A 15,932-nucleotide genomic window follows, 5' to 3' on the forward strand; every position below is an offset into this window, starting at 1 on the left:
TGCTTCTTAGGGGGTATTGTTATGAAACTGATTTCTTACGCGCTTGCGCTGATCCTGTTGCCCATGGCCGCTTGGGCCCAAGACAGTCGGTTTGACAGCCACGACGCCTATGTCCGCTTTATAGATAACAAAATTATGAGCCGCGATTTCATCCCGCTGATCACCCAAATGGGCGGCAGGGATGAATACACACCGGAACAGATGAATTCGGCCAACGCCCGATTGTTGAACGCCATGCCGTTCGATTTTGAGGAAACTGCGCTTATCAAGAAAGTTGATCTGGGCAATGGTTTCAGCCAGGAAATGCGCGCCTATTGGAATAACCGGACCAGCTATGTCTTTTTCTATGCGTTCCTGCATCAAAACACGGACGAGTTGATCGTGCTCAAGTTCAGCCTGAACACCAATTCAGAAAAGATCTTCGACAAATTCTAGGGGCGGTTCAGCTCATAGTAGTCTGTGTCGCACCACTCGATTCCACCGTAGTGGAAGTTGGCCTTTTCCTGCCGCGTTCTGCGAAACCCGAGTCTTGTCAAAAGCCGCCCCGAGGCGACGTTGCGCGGATCACATTCTGCCGTGACAACCGGTTCAGTATCAAACCGCCGGAAAGCATGCGGAAGGAAAGCTGACAGCGCCTCAAACGCCAATCCCTGACGCCAATACGCCGGATGCAGGATATATCCGATTTCTGGTCTGCGCCACATCCCGGCCTTCCCTATACACCGGTCCTGATGCTCAACGACAAGGTCATAGCTGCGCGCCGGATCCTGTTTCATCAGCCTGGCCAGAAATGCAGCCGTCGTATTCAAGTCGTCATAAGCTGGCCGATCCCAGAAGCGCATAGCAACAGGATCGGAGAAGATGTCGTGCAGGTCGTTCAGATCATCGGCCCGGGCGGGTCGCAGCAACAGTCTGGCGGTCTCGATCACACTGACAGACGCGACGCCTGGGCACCGCGTTCGCGGTAGGGCGTCGTGTTGTAATGCGCGCGATAGCATTTTGAAAAATGGCTGGGCGATGCAAAGCCACAGGCCAACGCCACATTGATCACGCTCATATCCGTCTGCATCAGCAGATTGCGCGCCTTCTGCAACCGCAGCTCCATATAATAGCGTTTGGGCGAGCGGTTCAGGTAGCGTCGGAACAGGCGTTCCAACTGCCGGGTCGACATGCCAACATCTTTGGCCAGGATCGAGGGGCTTATCGGTTCCTCGATGTTCTTTTCCATCATCTGAATGACCTGGCTAAGCTTGGGATGCCGCACACCGATTCGCGTGGGTGTCGACAAACGCTGTGTGTCCTGGTCGGTACGGATCGAGGAATAGATCATCTGATCAGCCACCGCATTGGCCAACTCTTCGCCGTGATCTTCGGCGATCATCTTCAGCAACAAATCAATCGAAGACGTACCGCCTGCGGTGGTCATCCGGTTGCCTTCAATCAGGAATACGGATTTGGTCAGCTCAACCTCATCGAACTCTTCGGCAAAGCTGTCTGCGTTTTCCCAGTGGATCGTCGCCTTTTTACCATCCAGAAGGCCCGCCTTGGCCATCGTGTAGGCACCGGTACAAAGGCCGGCAATCTTGAGCCCCTTGCGAGCTTCGCGACGCAACCAATTCAACACCTTTTTGGTCGTAGATATCTGCACATCTACGCCGCCACAGACCAAAATCACATCATCGCGGCCCAGCTCGATCAGCTCGCTGTCTAGCTTGAAAGTGGTCCCCGCCGAGCAGCTGACCACATCACCGCCTTCGCCCATCAAAATCCAGCTGTAAAGCGCACGGTTCGACATCCGGTTTGCGATCCGAAGACTGTCGAGTGCCGAAGCAAAGGACAGCATCGAAAACTTGTCCAATAGGACAAAGACGAACCGTTTCGGTTTGGTCTGATCGGTGTCCACTTCGACAACTTGGCGTTGCTCTTGCATGGCTCAGTCTTCCTTATCTGCAGGCGCCGTTTGAGTCTGAGTGTTTTGCGGCGCATTAGGCACCATGCTCAGAGCTTAATTCTCACGTCAAGAGCCGCAAATCGTATATGGCCTCTCATCCGCGCATTTTGTATAGAGGCACCCTGAGAATACCTTAGCGGAGATTAAAGCTATGAGTGAGTGGCAAAAACAGAACTGGCGCAGCAAACCGCGGGTTCAGATGCCCGATTATATCGACGGTGCGGCCCTGGCCGCAGTCGAGTCACAGCTTTCGAATTATCCCCCGCTGGTGTTTGCAGGAGAGGCCCGCACCTTGAAGCAACATCTTGGTGCTGCCGCGCGCGGCGAAGCCTTTCTGCTGCAGGGCGGCGATTGCGCCGAAAGCTTTGAGCAATTCAGCGCGGACGGAATTCGCGATACGTTCAAGGTTATGCTGCAGATGGCGATGGTGCTGACCTATGGCGCCAAGGTGCCGGTGGTCAAAGTGGGCCGCATGGCGGGTCAATTCGCCAAGCCGCGTTCAGCGCCAACTGAAGTGGTGGATGGTGTCGAGCTGCCCAGCTACCGCGGGGACATCATCAACGAGCTGGCATTCACGCCCGAAGCGCGCATTCCAGATCCCAAGAAGATGCTGCAGGCCTACACGCAGGCAGCCGCAACCCTGAACCTTCTGCGCGCATTTTCGACCGGTGGTTACGCCGACATGAAACGTGTGCATTCCTGGACCTTGGGCTTTACCGACGAACAAGAAGTGCAGAAGTATTCCGAGATCGCCAACCGCATCCAGGATTCCATCGACTTCATGGCAGCGGCCGGCATCAACTCGGAAACGATGCACGAGTTTTCGACCGTCGAATTCTACACCAGCCACGAAAGCCTGCTGCTGGAATATGAAGAGGCGTTGACCCGCCTTGATTCGACCTCTGGCAACTGGCTGGCAGGGTCGGGTCACATGATCTGGATCGGCGACCGCACCCGTCAGCCCGACGGCGCGCATGTGGAATTCTGCAGCGGCGTATTGAACCCAATCGGTTTGAAATGCGGCCCTACCACGACGGCCGAGGACCTCAAGGTTTTGATGGCCAAGCTGAACCCTGAAAACGAAGAGGGTCGTCTGACCCTGATCGCGCGCTTTGGCGCAGGCAACGTGGGCGAACATCTGCCGCGTCTGGTCAATGCGGTCAAGGAAGAGGGTGCCAATGTGACATGGGTCTGCGACCCGATGCATGGCAACACCATCAAATCCTCGACTGGCTACAAGACACGGCCCTTCGACTCGGTTTTGCGCGAGGTGCGCGATTTCTTTGGCGTTCATTCCGCCGAAAGAACCATCCCAGGTGGCGTGCATTTCGAGATGACCGGCCAGGACGTGACCGAATGCACAGGTGGGGTCCGCGCCGTAACCGACGAGGACCTGAGCGACCGCTATCACACGGCCTGTGACCCGCGTCTGAACGCCAGCCAGTCGCTGGAATTGGCGTTCCTGGTCGCCGAAGAGCTGTCGAAGCTGCGCAACGACCGCGAGAAACGCGCCGCAAGCTGATTGATTTCAGCAAGCAAAATAAAAGAAAGGCGGGTCCAGATGACCCGCCTTTTTGATTCCCGGTCTCGATTAATCCCGCGAGACGATCAGTTTCAGGTGCGGCGCGGCGTCAAACGCCGCTGACTCCTCGGCAAAGCCAGGAATATTTTTGGTCACTGCAGGTGGAATCGTGAGTTCGCCGTTCAGGTCACGCAAATGCGACCGGGTCACGTCAAAGCTGTGCGTGGCGCGTTTGCCCGCTTCCCCTTCAGCGACCACAACACCCAAGGCGCGGCTGGTGTCGCCAAAGTCGCTTTTCAGTGGCAACAGGATCATCCGTGCTTCAAGGGGGCTGAGCGAAAAGCGTCGCTCGGCGCTCAGGTCCAATTCGGCCACGGCGGGTGTGTCGAACATATGCTCCAGAACGGCGCTAACTTCGGCCCGTGCTGCCCCCGTGAACAGGGCGGTCAAGGGCATGCCGCGCACTTCCATTCCCGTCAATTCGGTCAGATGCTGACCGGCCAGACGAAAACGGGCGACACCGGGGGCGATGCGTTCAAGAATAAAGGCGTAAGGCAGGATATTTTCCAAGCCCCGCGGATCAATCGCTGATCGCAAGGGGGCGTTCTCGTCGATGCGCAAAGCCGACCAATAAGCCTCGGCTTGACGGAGAGGAGACAGGCTGCGTCCGCTGCGAAACCGGTCCATCGAAACCACCTTCTCCTTTTTGCCACTTAACGTGTCACCGAAAAACCGCCGCATGCCTCTTGTCCTTGTCATGTGGTGCCGCTTTCAGGTGTTGGTCTAACACGCGGCACAACAGGTTACCCAAAAGTTAATCTGACATGCGTTGAGTCAATTTTGGAGCAAATCTTTAACGAATGGTTAACATCCGTAAAGTTGTTCTTAACTGGCGAGACATCGCCCTCATTTCGTAGTGTTACGCGCGGCAGTGCCAATCGGCGCCAATCGGCGGGGCTTGCCCTGACACCTGCTATGGCATTAGGTGCCACCACCCGTTGGGACCGTTGCGAGGTAGAACACTTATGATCAGATCAATGACTGGCTTTGCATCCGCACGCGGAGAACTGGGCCCCCATAGTTGGGCTTGGGAGTTGCGCAGCGTGAATTCCAAGGGATTGGATCTGCGCATTCGCGTTCCCGATTGGCTGGAAGGGTTGGAGGCTGCGCTGCGGGCCGATCTACCCAAGTCCGTCGCCCGAGGGAGCGTAACGGTGTCATTGCGAGTCAGCCGGGCCGAGGACACCGGCGGGTTGCAGCTGAATTCGGCAGTATTGGACACCACTCTGTCTGCCTTATCCGAGATTGAAGATCTCGCGATGCAGCGCGGCGTCACTCTGGCGCCCTCCAAAGCATCTGATCTTTTGGCTTTGCGCGGCATGCTTGAGGTCAGCACCGGTGACGATGACCCCGCACCGCTTGTTGCGCAAATGAAGTCCGGATTTTCGGATCTGATCGCGGCATTTCTGCAAATGCGCAGCACTGAAGGCCAGGCGTTACATGGTATTCTTATGGGGCAGCTTTCCACGGTTGAGACTTTGACAATTCAGGCGGCTGATCTCGCCGAGGCGCGCACCGCCCGAGTGGCGGATGCTTTAAAAATCAACCTGGCGCGTGTGCTGGACAACACGGATGGGGCCGATCCTGACCGAGTGGCCCAAGAATTAGCTTTGATTGCAGTCAAAGCCGACGTAACCGAAGAAATTGACCGCCTCAAGGCCCATGTCACCGCCGCGCGCGAGCTGCTGGCGCAGGACGGGGCGGTGGGTCGCAAGTTGGATTTCCTGATGCAGGAATTCAACCGCGAAGCTAACACCCTCTGCTCAAAGGCCCAGAACACAGGTTTGACGGCTGTCGGGCTAGAGCTGAAAGCGGTCATCGACCAGATGCGCGAGCAAGTCCAAAATGTCGAATAACAAATCGAAAGAGAACGCCATGACCGATCGCCGGGGCCTCTTAATCATTTTGTCGTCGCCTTCGGGGGCTGGCAAATCTACCTTGGCACGGCAGTTGATGGCCTGGGACGAGAGCCTCAAGTTCTCGGTTTCGGCCACCACGCGGTCTCCGCGCCCGGGCGAAGAACACGGGCGCGAGTACTTCTTTCAGACCGAAGATGAATTCAAGCAACAGGTCATGGATGGCGAGATGCTGGAGCACGCCCATGTGTTTGGCAATTTTTATGGCTCGCCTGCTGGACCTGTGCGCGACACCATCGTGTCGGGGCAGGATGTGCTGTTTGATGTCGACTGGCAGGGTGAAATCCAGATCCGCAACTCGGACCTGGGCAAGCACGCGCTGTCGATCTTTATCCTGCCGCCCTCGATCCGCGAGCTGCGCCGCCGGTTGGAAACCCGCGCCCAGGACAGCGACGACGTGATCTCCAAGCGGATGCTCAAAAGTTGGGACGAGATCAGCCACTGGGGCTATTATGACTATGTCCTAATCAATGACGATCTGGACGAAACCGAAACCAAGCTGAAAACGATCATCGAAGCAGAACGCATGCGCCGCATCCAGCAACCTGCGCTGCAACGACACGTGCGCACCCTGCAAACTGAGTTTGAGGAGCAGTCATGACCATTTACGCCTTGGGCGATCACGCGCCCGAAATCCACGAAGACACCTGGGTCGCCCCCGATGCCAACCTGATTGGCAAAGTCGTGATGGAGGCCGGTTCAAGTGTCTGGTTCGGCTCCACCATCCGGGCAGATCACGAGGAAATCCGCGTGGGCGAGGGCAGTAATGTGCAGGAGAACTGTGTCATGCACATCGACGCGGGTTTTCCGCTGAGCATCGGCAAGAACTGCACCATCGGCCACAAAGTTATGTTGCATGGGTGCACGATTGGCGACAACACACTGATCGGGATGGGCGCGACCATCCTGAACGGAGCCAAGATCGGCAAGAATTGCCTGATCGGGGCAGGGTCGTTGATCACAGAGAACAAGGAAATTCCCGACAACTCTCTTGTTATGGGGGCACCGGGCAAAGTGGTCCGCGAGATTGACGCGGCAAACGCGCAACGCATCACCATGAGCGCGCTGCACTATCAAGAGAACATGCGTGGGTTTCGCGACACCCTGAAACCCGTGGGTTAAGAGGTGCAGCAGGCGCGCGCAGCATAGTTGTCACAGTTGAATTGCAAGATGCGCCCAAAACCCTAAAGTCGCTATGAGTTTTATCATGTCCGATGATCTGATCCCTGACTTCGTCGAAGCGATCCCACTGCCAGCCGTGCTGGTCGATCAATCCGAACGGGTGATCGGTGCCAACGCCGTTGCGCGCACCATGTTTGGTAAAAACATCGTTGGGCGTCACTTTGCAACGTTGTTGCGCCAACCCCAGATCATCGAAGCCATCGAAAAGAGCCTGGGCACCAAAGACCCGGCCGAAACGAGGTTTCTGTCCAATGATGGGGCTCAAGATACGACATTCATCGTGAACTGCCGCTATGTACGCGGTGTCGGGGCCGTACAGGGTGGGGCGGTCGTGGTTAGTTTTACGGACGTCACACATCTGGAACAGGCCAATCAGATGCGTCGCGATTTTGTTGCGAATGTCAGCCACGAGCTGCGCACGCCTTTGACTGCGCTGATGGGGTTCATCGAAACCCTGCGTGGCCCAGCCCGGAATGATGCTGGGGCGAGAGAGCGGTTTCTGGAGATCATGGAAGGTGAAGCCAATCGGATGAACCGGCTGGTGGGCGATCTGCTATCCTTGAACCGGGTCGAAAGTGAAGAGCGTGTGCGCCCGAAGGAAGAGTTGGATCTGACGGCTCAAATCACCTCTACCATTCATTCCATTCGGCCGCTGGCCCAAGACGCAGGCGTAAGGCTGAACCTAGACGCACCAGACCACCCCGTTACGACGATGGGGGATCCCGATCAACTGCAGCAGGTGTTCACCAACCTGATCGAAAATGCGATCAAATACGGTGGCAGCGGCGGGCGCGTTGATATCAAACTTATCGAGATGGAGCGCGACGTGGCCGTGCGCGGGCCATCCGTCCGGGTGCAGGTCATCGACCATGGGCCGGGAATCGACGCTGTACACTTGCCACGCCTGACAGAACGGTTCTATCGCGCCGACAGCCACCGCTCGCGCGAGTTGGGCGGAACGGGGCTGGGCCTTGCCATCGTCAAACACATCGTCAATCGCCATCGTGGGCGGATGCGGGTGGAAAGCGAACTGGGGCAGGGGACGACTTTTACGGTCATTCTGCCTAGATAAGAACGTTGCCATTTTGTTCCCGCTCACTCAAACTCCAGCCATTGGGTTTCGAGTGAGGGTGAGAGATGGACACACAGCAGAAGTTTCAGACGTTCAGAACATTGCATGATGGCCCTGGCGCCTTTGTCGTTGCCAACGCTTGGGATGGTGGCACGTCACGGCTGTTGACGGCCATCGGGTTTCCCGCACTTGCGACGACCAGTGCAGGCTATGCATTCTCTCGCGGGCGCGTCGATGGTGTTTGCGGATTGAGTCGGGCCGAGGTGCTCGACAATGCCCGCGAGATCGTCGAGGCAACAGACTTACCCGTCACCGCCGATCTGGAGGACGGATTTGGTAGCAGCCCCGAGGCTTGCGCCGAAACTATTCGGCAATCGGCAAAGATCGGATTGGTTGGCGGATCTATCGAAGACGCCACCGGCGATGCCAATGCGCCAATCTTTGAATTTGAACAGGCCGTCGACCGGGTTCGCGCAGCGGCAGAGGCGTCTAAGGGCCTGCCATTCCTGCTCACGGCACGGGCCGAGAACCATTTGTGGGACCGGACGGACCTGGACGACACGGTCCGACGGCTGCAGGCCTTTGCCCAAGCCGGTGCCGATGTTCTCTATGCGCCTGGTCTGTCGGACTTGGATGCGATCCGGACCGTTTGTAACGAAGTGGACCGGCCCGTTAACGTGGTCATGGGTTTGCGGCCTCCGACATTTACAATTCAGGAACTGGCCGCGGTAGGGGTGCGGCGGGTCAGCGTCGGAGGGTCTTTTGCGCGCGCGGCTTTGGGTGCAATCAACCGTGCAGGGCGCGAAGTTATTGAAAATGGAACGTTTTCTTATGCCGACTCCGCCTTACCAGGACGTGAAATCGCCGAGATGATGTCATCAGACCGTCAGGACAATAGAAGCTGACTATTGTTCTGCACCGCAGAAAAATGCGACGTACAACAGCCATTGTCATATGGCTGTTACATAGCTGTCACAAAAGCCTCACCAAAGCGGCCTACGAGTCGCGGCAAGATCATCATGGGGGTGATCAAACCACATACACTCTCAAGGAGACTGAGATGTCCTTTGTTAAAATGACGGCTTCCGCCCTGACCATCGCTGCCGTTTCGGCAACCACCGCCGCAGCGCGTGACCAGGTTCAGGTTGCAGGTTCGTCGACTGTTCTGCCCTACGCCTCGATCGTGGCCGAAGCTTTTGGCGAAAACTTCGACTTTCCGACACCCGTTGTTGAATCGGGCGGCTCCTCGGCCGGTTTGAAGCGTTTCTGCGAGGGTGTTGGCGAAAACACCATCGACGTTGCCAACGCCTCGCGCGCCATCAAGGAAAAAGAAGTCAAGAAATGCGCCGAAAACGGCGTGACGGACATCATCGAAGTTCGCATCGGTTATGACGGCATCGTATTCGCGTCTGACATCAACGCAAACTCGTTCGAATACACACCGACCGACTGGTTCCTGGCTCTGTCGGACAAAGTCATGGTCGACGGCAAACTGGTCGACAACCCGAACCAGACTTGGGCCGACGTAAATGCGAACTTCCCTGCCGTAGACATTCAAGCCTTCGTTCCGGGCACCAAGCACGGCACCCGCGAAGTGTTCGAAGACAAAGTGATCCTGGCAGGTTGCGAAACCACCGGCGCATTCGAGCACCTGCTGGCCAACGCGAGCGGTGACACCGACAAAGCCAAGAAGAAAGCCGCCGAAAAAGCCTGTATCGCTCTGCGTACAGATGGCAAGTCGGTCGACATCGACGGTGACTACACCGAGACTTTGGCCCGCATCGAAAGCAACAAGGACGGCGTCGGCGTCTTTGGTCTGGCATTCTACGAGAACAACACCGACAAGCTGCAAGTTGCGACCATGTCGGGCATCGTTCCTTCGACTGAATCGATTGCAACCGGCGAATACCCCGTCTCGCGTCCGCTGTTCTTCTACGTCAAGAAAGCCCACATCGGCGTGATCCCCGGCCTGAAAGAATTCGCCGAGTTCTTCGTCGCTGACGAAATCGCTGGTCCCGATGGCCCGCTGGCTGAATACGGTCTGGTTGCTGATCCCGAGTTGGAAGACACCCAAAACGCCGTTGCTGACGAAGCGACCCTGGGCGGCAACTCGTAAGCCCCCGCGCGTTTGAACAAACCGGGCCAGGGCAGTGTTTGACACTGCCCTGGCCTTTGTCACCTTGAACCCCCTCTCTTCGACCGCGATCTGCGACTGGAGTATAAGATGCCGACCCTTTGGCTCGTCATAGCGTTGCTGGCCTTGTCTGCCCTTGGATTTGTCCTGGGACGCCAACGCGCTATGCAATCCGCTGGTGGCGACACCCGTGCGCTGCACTCTCTTCCCATATATTATGGCCTGAACGTCGGTCTGACGGCATTGTTGCCGGCACTGGCTGTTCTATTGGTCTGGCTCTTTGCGCAGCCGATGTTCATCGAAAATCAGATCTCGGATATGATCCCAGCGGAACTGATCCCCGAGAATTCGACCCGTGATCTGGTCATGTCGGACGTGCGCCGGGTGGCGGCCGGTCTGGACCTCGCGGTCGAGCAGGGGGCGCTGACAGAAACCGCTGCCGCCAACTTGCGCGCTGAACTGACGGATGTACGCGCCCGCTTGGGCGAGATTGGCGTGGCCTTGGGGTCAGACGTGCGGCCCGAGGTTCTGGATGCCGCACAGGAATACCGCAAGATGACGGCAACCGGGAACACGGTGATGACCATCGTTGTGGCGCTTCTCGCGCTTGGTGGTCTGGCCGTGTCTTACGCCCGCACACACAAGGATTATCGCGCCCGCAACGTGGTCGAACAAGGTGTTCTGGCACTGCTGATCCTGGCCGCGTCGCTGGCGATCCTGACCACCGTTGGCATCGTTTTGTCGATGCTGTTCGAGACCATGAACTTCTTCAGCCTGCACCAGTGGGTCGACTTCTTCTTTGGCACCACCTGGGCTCCGAATTTTCGCGGCGACAGTGAACTTTCGATCCTGCCGCTTCTCTGGGGTACGCTTTACATCTCTTTCATCGCCCTCCTTGTGGCCGTGCCGGTTGGCCTGTTTGCTGCGATCTATTTGTCGGAATACGCGTCAAATACGACCCGCAGCATTGCCAAACCACTGCTGGAGATTCTTGCTGGTATCCCAACCATCGTTTACGGCCTGTTCGCTCTGCTGACCGTTGGCCCGCTGTTGGCCGGCATGTTCGCCAAAGGCGGTCTGCTGGGCGTTGAATGGATGGCAGGTGCAACGTCGGTTCTGACGGCGGGTGTGGTGATGGGCATCATGTTGATCCCTTTTGTCAGCTCGCTAAGCGATGACATCATCAATGCGGTGCCTCAGACAATGCGCGACGGCTCTTTGGGACTGGGGGCAACGCGCTCGGAAACCGTGCGCCAGGTCGTTTTGCCTGCCGCGTTACCGGGCATCGTGGGAGCGGTTTTGCTGGCAGCCTCACGGGCCATTGGTGAGACAATGATCGTTGTAATGGGGGCGGGCGCCATCGCCAAATTCTCGCTCAACCCGCTGGAATCGATGACGACGATCACCACCCGAATCGTCAGTCAATTGACCGGGGACACCGACTTTGCCAGCCCTGAAACTCTTGTTGCCTTCGCTCTGGGTCTTACTCTCTTTGTCCTGACCCTGGGGCTGAACGTTCTGGCGCTCTATATTGTGCGCAAATATCGGGAACAATACGAATGACCGATCACAGCCAATCCCCCGACACACAACCCAGCAAACACGCGGGTTCTCTGCTGTCGCCAAGCCCTGGAACCATCAAACGCAACCGCGCCGAGGCCCGTTTCAAAGGCTATGGTATCGCCGCTATCGCGGTGGGTCTGTTGATGCTTTTGGTGTTGGTTTTCACAATCGTCAGCAAGGGTGTGGGTGCCTATACGCAGACCTTTATCACGCTTGACGTCGAACTGTTGGAAAGCAAGCTGGACAAAAAGGGCAATCGTAATCTGGACGACATCAAGAAGGTCACAACCTTTGGCTATGCACCACTGATCAAGAACGCCTTTGCCACCAAGTTGGAAGAACTGGGCCTAGAGACCGATCTGAAGGCCAAGGATCAGGCCAAGATCGTGTCCAAGAGCGCGGCCGCACAGCTGCGCGAATATGTGATCGCCAATCCCGATATGATCGGTAAAACTGTCACCTTCAAGTTCCTCACCAACAGCCGTGTCGACGGATACATGAAGGGGCGGGTTAGCCGCGAGAGTATCGCCAAGGATAAATCGATCTCGGTCGCGCAGCTGGATTTCGTCGATCAACTTGTGGCCGCGGGTGTGATCAAGAAAACATTCAACCTGGACTTTATCCTGGGTGCAGACGCATCCGACCAACGCCCCGAAGCGGCCGGTATGGGTGTGTCGATGGTGGGATCGCTTTTCATGATGCTGGTAGTTTTGGCCCTTGCCTTGCCAATCGGTGTTGCCGCCTCGATCTATCTGGAAGAGTTCGCACCGCAAAATTGGTTGACCGACATCATTGAGGTCAACATTTCGAACCTGGCGGCGGTTCCGTCGATCGTGTTCGGTATTTTGGGTCTGGCCGTGTTCATCAACTATATGCATCTGCCGACTTCTGCGCCGCTCGTGGGTGGTCTGGTGCTGACGCTGATGACACTGCCCACGATCATCATCTCGACCCGAGCTTCGCTAAAATCGGTACCACCCAGCATCCGCGACGCTGCTTTGGGTGTCGGGGCATCCAAGATGCAATCGGTGTTCCATCACGTTTTGCCACTTGCCGCGCCGGGCATTCTGACCGGTACAATCATCGGTCTGGCACAGGCTTTGGGGGAAACAGCGCCGCTGTTGCTGATCGGAATGGTGGGTTTCATCGCCTCAAACGCGCCCGACAGCCTGTCATCGGGCCTGTTGTCGCCGAACTCGGCAATGCCTGCACAGATTTACGAATGGGCCAAGCGGGCCGACCCCGCTTTCTATGAACGGGCCTGGGGTGGTATCATCATCCTGCTGGTCTTCCTTGTCACCATGAACACTGTGGCCGTAATCTTGCGCCGCCGCTTTGAACGCCGCTGGTAAGAGGGGCAGACAAATGAACGATATGACTTTTGTGGAGAGAACCGTGGATACGCGCCAAACCAAGATCGCCGCGAAAAATGTTCAGGTCTATTATGGCGAGACCCACGCGATCAAAGACGTGAACGTCGAGATCGAGGACAAGACTGTCACCGCCTTCATCGGCCCATCGGGCTGCGGCAAGTCGACATTCCTGCGCTGCCTGAACCGAATGAACGACACCATCGACATCTGCCGGGTGCAGGGCGACATCCTGCTGGATGGCGAAGACATCTATGACAAGCGCGTCGACCCTGTGCAATTGCGCGCCAAAGTGGGCATGGTGTTCCAGAAACCCAACCCGTTCCCCAAGTCGATCTATGACAACGTGGCCTATGGCCCGCGCATCCACGGCCTGGCCAAGAACAAGGCCGAGCTGGACGAGATCGTTGAGAAATCCCTGCGCCGCGGCGCAATCTGGGACGAAGTCAAAGATCGTCTCGACGCCCCCGGAACCGGCCTGTCGGGCGGTCAACAGCAACGTCTGTGCATCGCGCGCGCCGTCGCGACTGAGCCCGAGGTTCTGCTGATGGATGAGCCGTGTTCGGCTCTGGACCCAATCGCGACCGCCCAAGTCGAAGAACTGATCGACGATCTGCGCCAGCGGTATTCAGTGGTCATCGTGACCCACTCGATGCAGCAAGCCGCGCGCGTCAGTCAAAAAACTGCCTTTTTCCACTTGGGCAACCTGGTTGAATTTGGCGAAACGGGCCAAATCTTTACCAACCCCGAAGACCCCCGCACCGAAAGTTACATCACAGGCCGGATCGGCTGAGGACGAGTTCATGAACACGACCGAACAACATATCGCATCTGCATTCGACCGCGACCTGGAAGCTATTCAGGCGCATATCATGAAAATGGGAGGCCTGGTCGAGGCCGCTATCATAGGCGCCGCACGCTCGCTGGAGACCCGTGACGAAGAGCTGGCCGAGCAGGTTCGCGCAGGCGACAAGGCCATCGACGCGCTCGAGGATCTGATCAACGAAGAAACCGCGCGTGTGATCGCCCTGCGCTCGCCGACGGCAAGTGACTTGCGGCTTGTGCTTTCGGTGCTCAAGGTTTCAGGCAACCTGGAACGTATCGGTGACTATTCCAAGAACATCGCCAAGCGGACTGGTGTTCTGGTTCAATCGCCGCCGGTGAACGACAGCGCCTCGGCCCTGCGCCGGATGGCGCGCGAGGTCGAACTGATGCTCAAAGACGCGCTGGACGCATATATTCAACGCGACGCCGAACTGGCGCAGGACGTGGTCAACCGCGACCATGAGGTCGATCAGATGTACAACGCACTGTTCCGCGAGTTCCTGACCTTTATGGCGGAAGATGCGCGAAACATCACGTCGTGTATGCACCTGCATTTCATCGCCAAGAACATCGAACGCATGGGGGATCATGTCACCTCGATCGCCGAGCAGGTGGTCTATCTGGTGACGGGCACGCGCCCGGAAGAGGCACGGCCCAAAGCTGACACCACATCCATCGCGCCGAAGGGGTAGGGACCATGTCTGCTGACCAACCCACTGTTCTGGTTGTCGAAGACGAACTCGCACAACGCGAAGTCCTGGCCTACAACCTCGAAGCCGAAGGCTTTCGCGTCTCCAAGGCGGAAAATGGCGACGAAGCCTTGTTACTGGTGGACGAAGACAACCCGGACATCATCGTTCTGGATTGGATGATGCCAAACCTGAGCGGTATCGAAGTCTGTCGGCGGCTGAAAACCCGGCCCGAAACACGCTCGATCCCGATCATCATGCTTTCGGCCCGATCTGAAGAAGTCGACAAGGTACGCGGTCTGGAAACAGGGGCCGATGACTATGTTGTCAAACCCTATTCGGTGGTCGAATTGATGGCGCGTGTTCGCACACAGTTGCGCCGCGTGCGCCCAGCAACGGTTGGTATCCGGCTAGAATTCGACGACATTATTCTGGATGCTGAAACCCACAAGGTCAGCCGAGACGAGAAGCCATTGAAGCTGGGCCCAACCGAATTTCGGTTGCTGTCGACCTTCATGGAAAAACCGGGCCGTGTCTGGAGCCGCGAACAACTTTTGGATCGCGTCTGGGGCCGGGACATCTATGTCGACACACGCACCGTGGATGTCCACATTGGACGGCTGCGCAAAGCATTGACACAATTCGGTGGGTCTGACCCAGTTCGTACCGTGCGCGGCGCAGGTTACGCGCTGGGTTAGTCGGCGCTCATCGGGGCAGATCGTCCTCGGGCTGCGCCTTGGACGCCATCCAATGCCGAAACTCCATCAAGGATGGGTCGCGCGATTTCGCGCGCGGCCAGACCAGGTAATAGGCCCCTTTGGTTTCAATCGCCTGAGGGTGCAACGCCACCAGTCGCCCGGTCGCCAGATCTTGTTCGGCCAGGTAGTCCGGGATCAAAGCAACCCCCAATCCATGCACCGCAGCCTGTGTGATGGTTGAGAACTGATCATACATGGTGCCGGGCAAGGGAGCATTCAGCACCACACCGTTCTGTTCCAGCCAATCCTGCCAGGCACTTGGTCGGGTCTGAATGTGCAACAGCGGCAACCGTAATAAATCCTCCGGCGATTTTGGCGCTCTGGATTGGATTAGGGACGGTGCGCAAACTGGCAAAACCCGTTCGGTCCTAAGCAGCAGATTGTCCGTGTCCGGCCAATTTCCTAAACCAAAATGTATCGCCGCATCAAAGGGTTCTTGCGTAAAGTTAAATGCCTCGAGTCGAGTGGACATGTTGATCGTGATTTCGGGATGCAGACGCGCAAAATCGGGTAGTCTAGGCATCAGCCACCTCATCCCAAACGTCGGCAAGATCGCCAGGTTGAGCGTTCCACCCACCGGCGCCACCTGCATACGCAAGGAGGCTTGGGCAATCTGGTTCAATGCCTGTCGGACTTCGGCCACATAGTCCTGTGCAGCGGGCGCAATCGACAGTCGCTTGCGATCACGCTGGATCAAGTCGACCCCCAGATGCTGCTCCAAGCCCTGTAACTGCCGACTGACCGCGCCTTGCGTCAACGCCATCTCATCCGCAACCGCTGATGCCGATCCCAAACGGTCCAGCGCTTCTAGCGCGCGAAGGGAGGAAATAGAGGGAAGAAATCTGTGAGAAATGCTCATGTATGAGTTTTTGTCATGAAACAATGCAAAA

Annotated in this window: 17 protein-coding genes; 13 read left to right on the forward strand and 4 right to left on the reverse strand. The window is 57.2% G+C overall.

Features of this window, described 5'->3' with window-relative positions; all coding sequences use genetic code 11:
• The first annotated feature begins 21 nt into the window (after positions 1–21).
• Positions 22–435 (forward strand): hypothetical protein, encoded by a 414-nt coding sequence (locus G6R15_RS06500; RefSeq protein ID WP_164658972.1) that lies wholly within the window; start codon positions 22–24, stop codon positions 433–435.
• Here G6R15_RS06500 and G6R15_RS06505 read toward each other — a convergent pair.
• Both G6R15_RS06505 and G6R15_RS06510 read right to left on the reverse strand, forming a co-directional pair.
• On the reverse strand, positions 432–908 hold the full coding sequence (locus G6R15_RS06505) for a GNAT family N-acetyltransferase (RefSeq protein ID WP_164658973.1): 477 nt from the start codon (positions 906–908) through the stop codon (positions 432–434). The two genes, G6R15_RS06500 and G6R15_RS06505, sit on opposite strands and share 4 nt — an antisense overlap.
• Positions 909–925: 17 nt before the next feature.
• Positions 926–1,930 (reverse strand): GlxA family transcriptional regulator, encoded by a 1,005-nt coding sequence (locus G6R15_RS06510; protein WP_164658974.1) that lies wholly within the window; start codon positions 1,928–1,930, stop codon positions 926–928.
• 172 nt (positions 1,931–2,102) lie between these two features.
• On the opposite strand from G6R15_RS06510, the gene G6R15_RS06515 reads away from it, so the two are divergent.
• Entirely contained in the window at positions 2,103–3,473 is a 1,371-nt protein-coding gene (locus tag G6R15_RS06515; RefSeq protein WP_164658975.1) for a class II 3-deoxy-7-phosphoheptulonate synthase, read from the forward strand.
• A gap of 69 nt (positions 3,474–3,542) precedes the next feature.
• Here G6R15_RS06515 and G6R15_RS06520 read toward each other — a convergent pair whose 3' ends face one another.
• Positions 3,543–4,214, reverse strand: a complete 672-nt coding sequence (locus G6R15_RS06520) for a PAS domain-containing protein (RefSeq protein ID WP_164658976.1) — start codon at positions 4,212–4,214, stop codon at positions 3,543–3,545.
• Between the two features lie 296 nt (positions 4,215–4,510).
• Here G6R15_RS06520 and G6R15_RS06525 point away from each other — a divergent pair, with 296 nt between their 5' ends.
• The 11 genes from G6R15_RS06525 (at position 4,511) to phoB (ending at position 14,982) form a co-directional block, all read left to right on the forward strand.
• The gene (locus G6R15_RS06525) at positions 4,511–5,389 is read left to right on the forward strand and encodes a YicC/YloC family endoribonuclease (RefSeq protein WP_240336675.1); all 879 of its coding nucleotides are present in this window, start codon (positions 4,511–4,513) and stop codon (positions 5,387–5,389) included.
• 19 nt (positions 5,390–5,408) lie between these two features.
• Positions 5,409–6,050: a guanylate kinase gene (gmk, locus tag G6R15_RS06530; RefSeq protein WP_164658978.1), complete on the forward strand. Its 642-nt coding sequence runs from the start codon at positions 5,409–5,411 to the stop codon at positions 6,048–6,050.
• Positions 6,047–6,571: a gamma carbonic anhydrase family protein gene (locus tag G6R15_RS06535; RefSeq protein ID WP_164658979.1), complete on the forward strand. Its 525-nt coding sequence runs from the start codon at positions 6,047–6,049 to the stop codon at positions 6,569–6,571. The genes gmk and G6R15_RS06535 overlap by 4 nt, the downstream gene beginning before the upstream one ends.
• Positions 6,572–6,656: 85 nt before the next feature.
• Positions 6,657–7,703, forward strand: a complete 1,047-nt coding sequence (locus G6R15_RS06540) for a cell wall metabolism sensor histidine kinase WalK (protein WP_164658980.1) — start codon at positions 6,657–6,659, stop codon at positions 7,701–7,703.
• A gap of 65 nt (positions 7,704–7,768) precedes the next feature.
• Entirely contained in the window at positions 7,769–8,608 is an 840-nt protein-coding gene (locus tag G6R15_RS06545; RefSeq protein ID WP_164658981.1) for an oxaloacetate decarboxylase, read from the forward strand.
• A 155-nt stretch (positions 8,609–8,763) separates the two neighbouring features.
• The gene (locus tag G6R15_RS06550; RefSeq protein WP_164658982.1) at positions 8,764–9,819 is read left to right on the forward strand and encodes a substrate-binding domain-containing protein; all 1,056 of its coding nucleotides are present in this window, start codon (positions 8,764–8,766) and stop codon (positions 9,817–9,819) included.
• 108 nt (positions 9,820–9,927) lie between these two features.
• Positions 9,928–11,400, forward strand: a complete 1,473-nt coding sequence (pstC, locus tag G6R15_RS06555; protein ID WP_164658983.1) for a phosphate ABC transporter permease subunit PstC — start codon at positions 9,928–9,930, stop codon at positions 11,398–11,400.
• On the forward strand, positions 11,397–12,752 hold the full coding sequence (gene pstA, locus G6R15_RS06560; protein ID WP_164658984.1) for a phosphate ABC transporter permease PstA: 1,356 nt from the start codon (positions 11,397–11,399) through the stop codon (positions 12,750–12,752). Before pstC ends, pstA begins: the two co-directional genes overlap by 4 nt.
• 13 nt (positions 12,753–12,765) lie before the next feature.
• The gene (pstB, locus tag G6R15_RS06565; RefSeq protein ID WP_164658985.1) at positions 12,766–13,563 is read left to right on the forward strand and encodes a phosphate ABC transporter ATP-binding protein PstB; all 798 of its coding nucleotides are present in this window, start codon (positions 12,766–12,768) and stop codon (positions 13,561–13,563) included.
• Between the two features lie 10 nt (positions 13,564–13,573).
• Positions 13,574–14,287 (forward strand): phosphate signaling complex protein PhoU, encoded by a 714-nt coding sequence (phoU, locus tag G6R15_RS06570; RefSeq protein WP_164658986.1) that lies wholly within the window; start codon positions 13,574–13,576, stop codon positions 14,285–14,287.
• Between the two features lie 5 nt (positions 14,288–14,292).
• Complete coding sequence (gene phoB, locus G6R15_RS06575; RefSeq protein ID WP_164658987.1) at positions 14,293–14,982, forward strand: phosphate regulon transcriptional regulator PhoB; 690 nt, start codon at positions 14,293–14,295, stop codon at positions 14,980–14,982.
• A 7-nt stretch (positions 14,983–14,989) separates the two neighbouring features.
• On the opposite strand, the gene G6R15_RS06580 is transcribed toward phoB, so the two are convergent.
• On the reverse strand, positions 14,990–15,901 hold the full coding sequence (locus G6R15_RS06580) for a LysR family transcriptional regulator (protein ID WP_164658988.1): 912 nt from the start codon (positions 15,899–15,901) through the stop codon (positions 14,990–14,992).
• Positions 15,902–15,932 lie beyond the last annotated feature (31 nt).

The sequence above is a fragment of the Tropicibacter sp. Alg240-R139 genome (assembly GCF_900537075.1).
GTDB lineage: Bacteria > Pseudomonadota > Alphaproteobacteria > Rhodobacterales > Rhodobacteraceae > Falsiruegeria.

Bases quoted from the DNA above. Each gene is read 5' to 3' on its own strand.
- G6R15_RS06500 (WP_164658972.1), top strand. From the start codon at position 22: ATGAAACTGATTTCTTACGCGCTTGCGCTGATCCTGTTGCCCATGGCC.
- G6R15_RS06510 (WP_164658974.1), bottom strand. From the start codon at position 1,930: ATGCAAGAGCAACGCCAAGTTGTCGAAGTGGACACCGATCAGACCAAA.
- G6R15_RS06515 (WP_164658975.1), top strand. From the start codon at position 2,103: ATGAGTGAGTGGCAAAAACAGAACTGGCGCAGCAAACCGCGGGTTCAG.
- G6R15_RS06520 (WP_164658976.1), bottom strand. From the start codon at position 4,214: ATGCGGCGGTTTTTCGGTGACACGTTAAGTGGCAAAAAGGAGAAGGTG.
- G6R15_RS06525 (WP_240336675.1), top strand. From the start codon at position 4,511: ATGACTGGCTTTGCATCCGCACGCGGAGAACTGGGCCCCCATAGTTGG.
- gmk (WP_164658978.1), top strand. From the start codon at position 5,409: ATGACCGATCGCCGGGGCCTCTTAATCATTTTGTCGTCGCCTTCGGGG.
- G6R15_RS06535 (WP_164658979.1), top strand. From the start codon at position 6,047: ATGACCATTTACGCCTTGGGCGATCACGCGCCCGAAATCCACGAAGAC.
- G6R15_RS06540 (WP_164658980.1), top strand. From the start codon at position 6,657: ATGTCCGATGATCTGATCCCTGACTTCGTCGAAGCGATCCCACTGCCA.
- G6R15_RS06545 (WP_164658981.1), top strand. From the start codon at position 7,769: ATGGACACACAGCAGAAGTTTCAGACGTTCAGAACATTGCATGATGGC.
- G6R15_RS06550 (WP_164658982.1), top strand. From the start codon at position 8,764: ATGTCCTTTGTTAAAATGACGGCTTCCGCCCTGACCATCGCTGCCGTT.
- pstC (WP_164658983.1), top strand. From the start codon at position 9,928: ATGCCGACCCTTTGGCTCGTCATAGCGTTGCTGGCCTTGTCTGCCCTT.
- pstA (WP_164658984.1), top strand. From the start codon at position 11,397: ATGACCGATCACAGCCAATCCCCCGACACACAACCCAGCAAACACGCG.
- pstB (WP_164658985.1), top strand. From the start codon at position 12,766: ATGAACGATATGACTTTTGTGGAGAGAACCGTGGATACGCGCCAAACC.
- phoU (WP_164658986.1), top strand. From the start codon at position 13,574: ATGAACACGACCGAACAACATATCGCATCTGCATTCGACCGCGACCTG.
- phoB (WP_164658987.1), top strand. From the start codon at position 14,293: ATGTCTGCTGACCAACCCACTGTTCTGGTTGTCGAAGACGAACTCGCA.
- G6R15_RS06580 (WP_164658988.1), bottom strand. From the start codon at position 15,901: ATGAGCATTTCTCACAGATTTCTTCCCTCTATTTCCTCCCTTCGCGCG.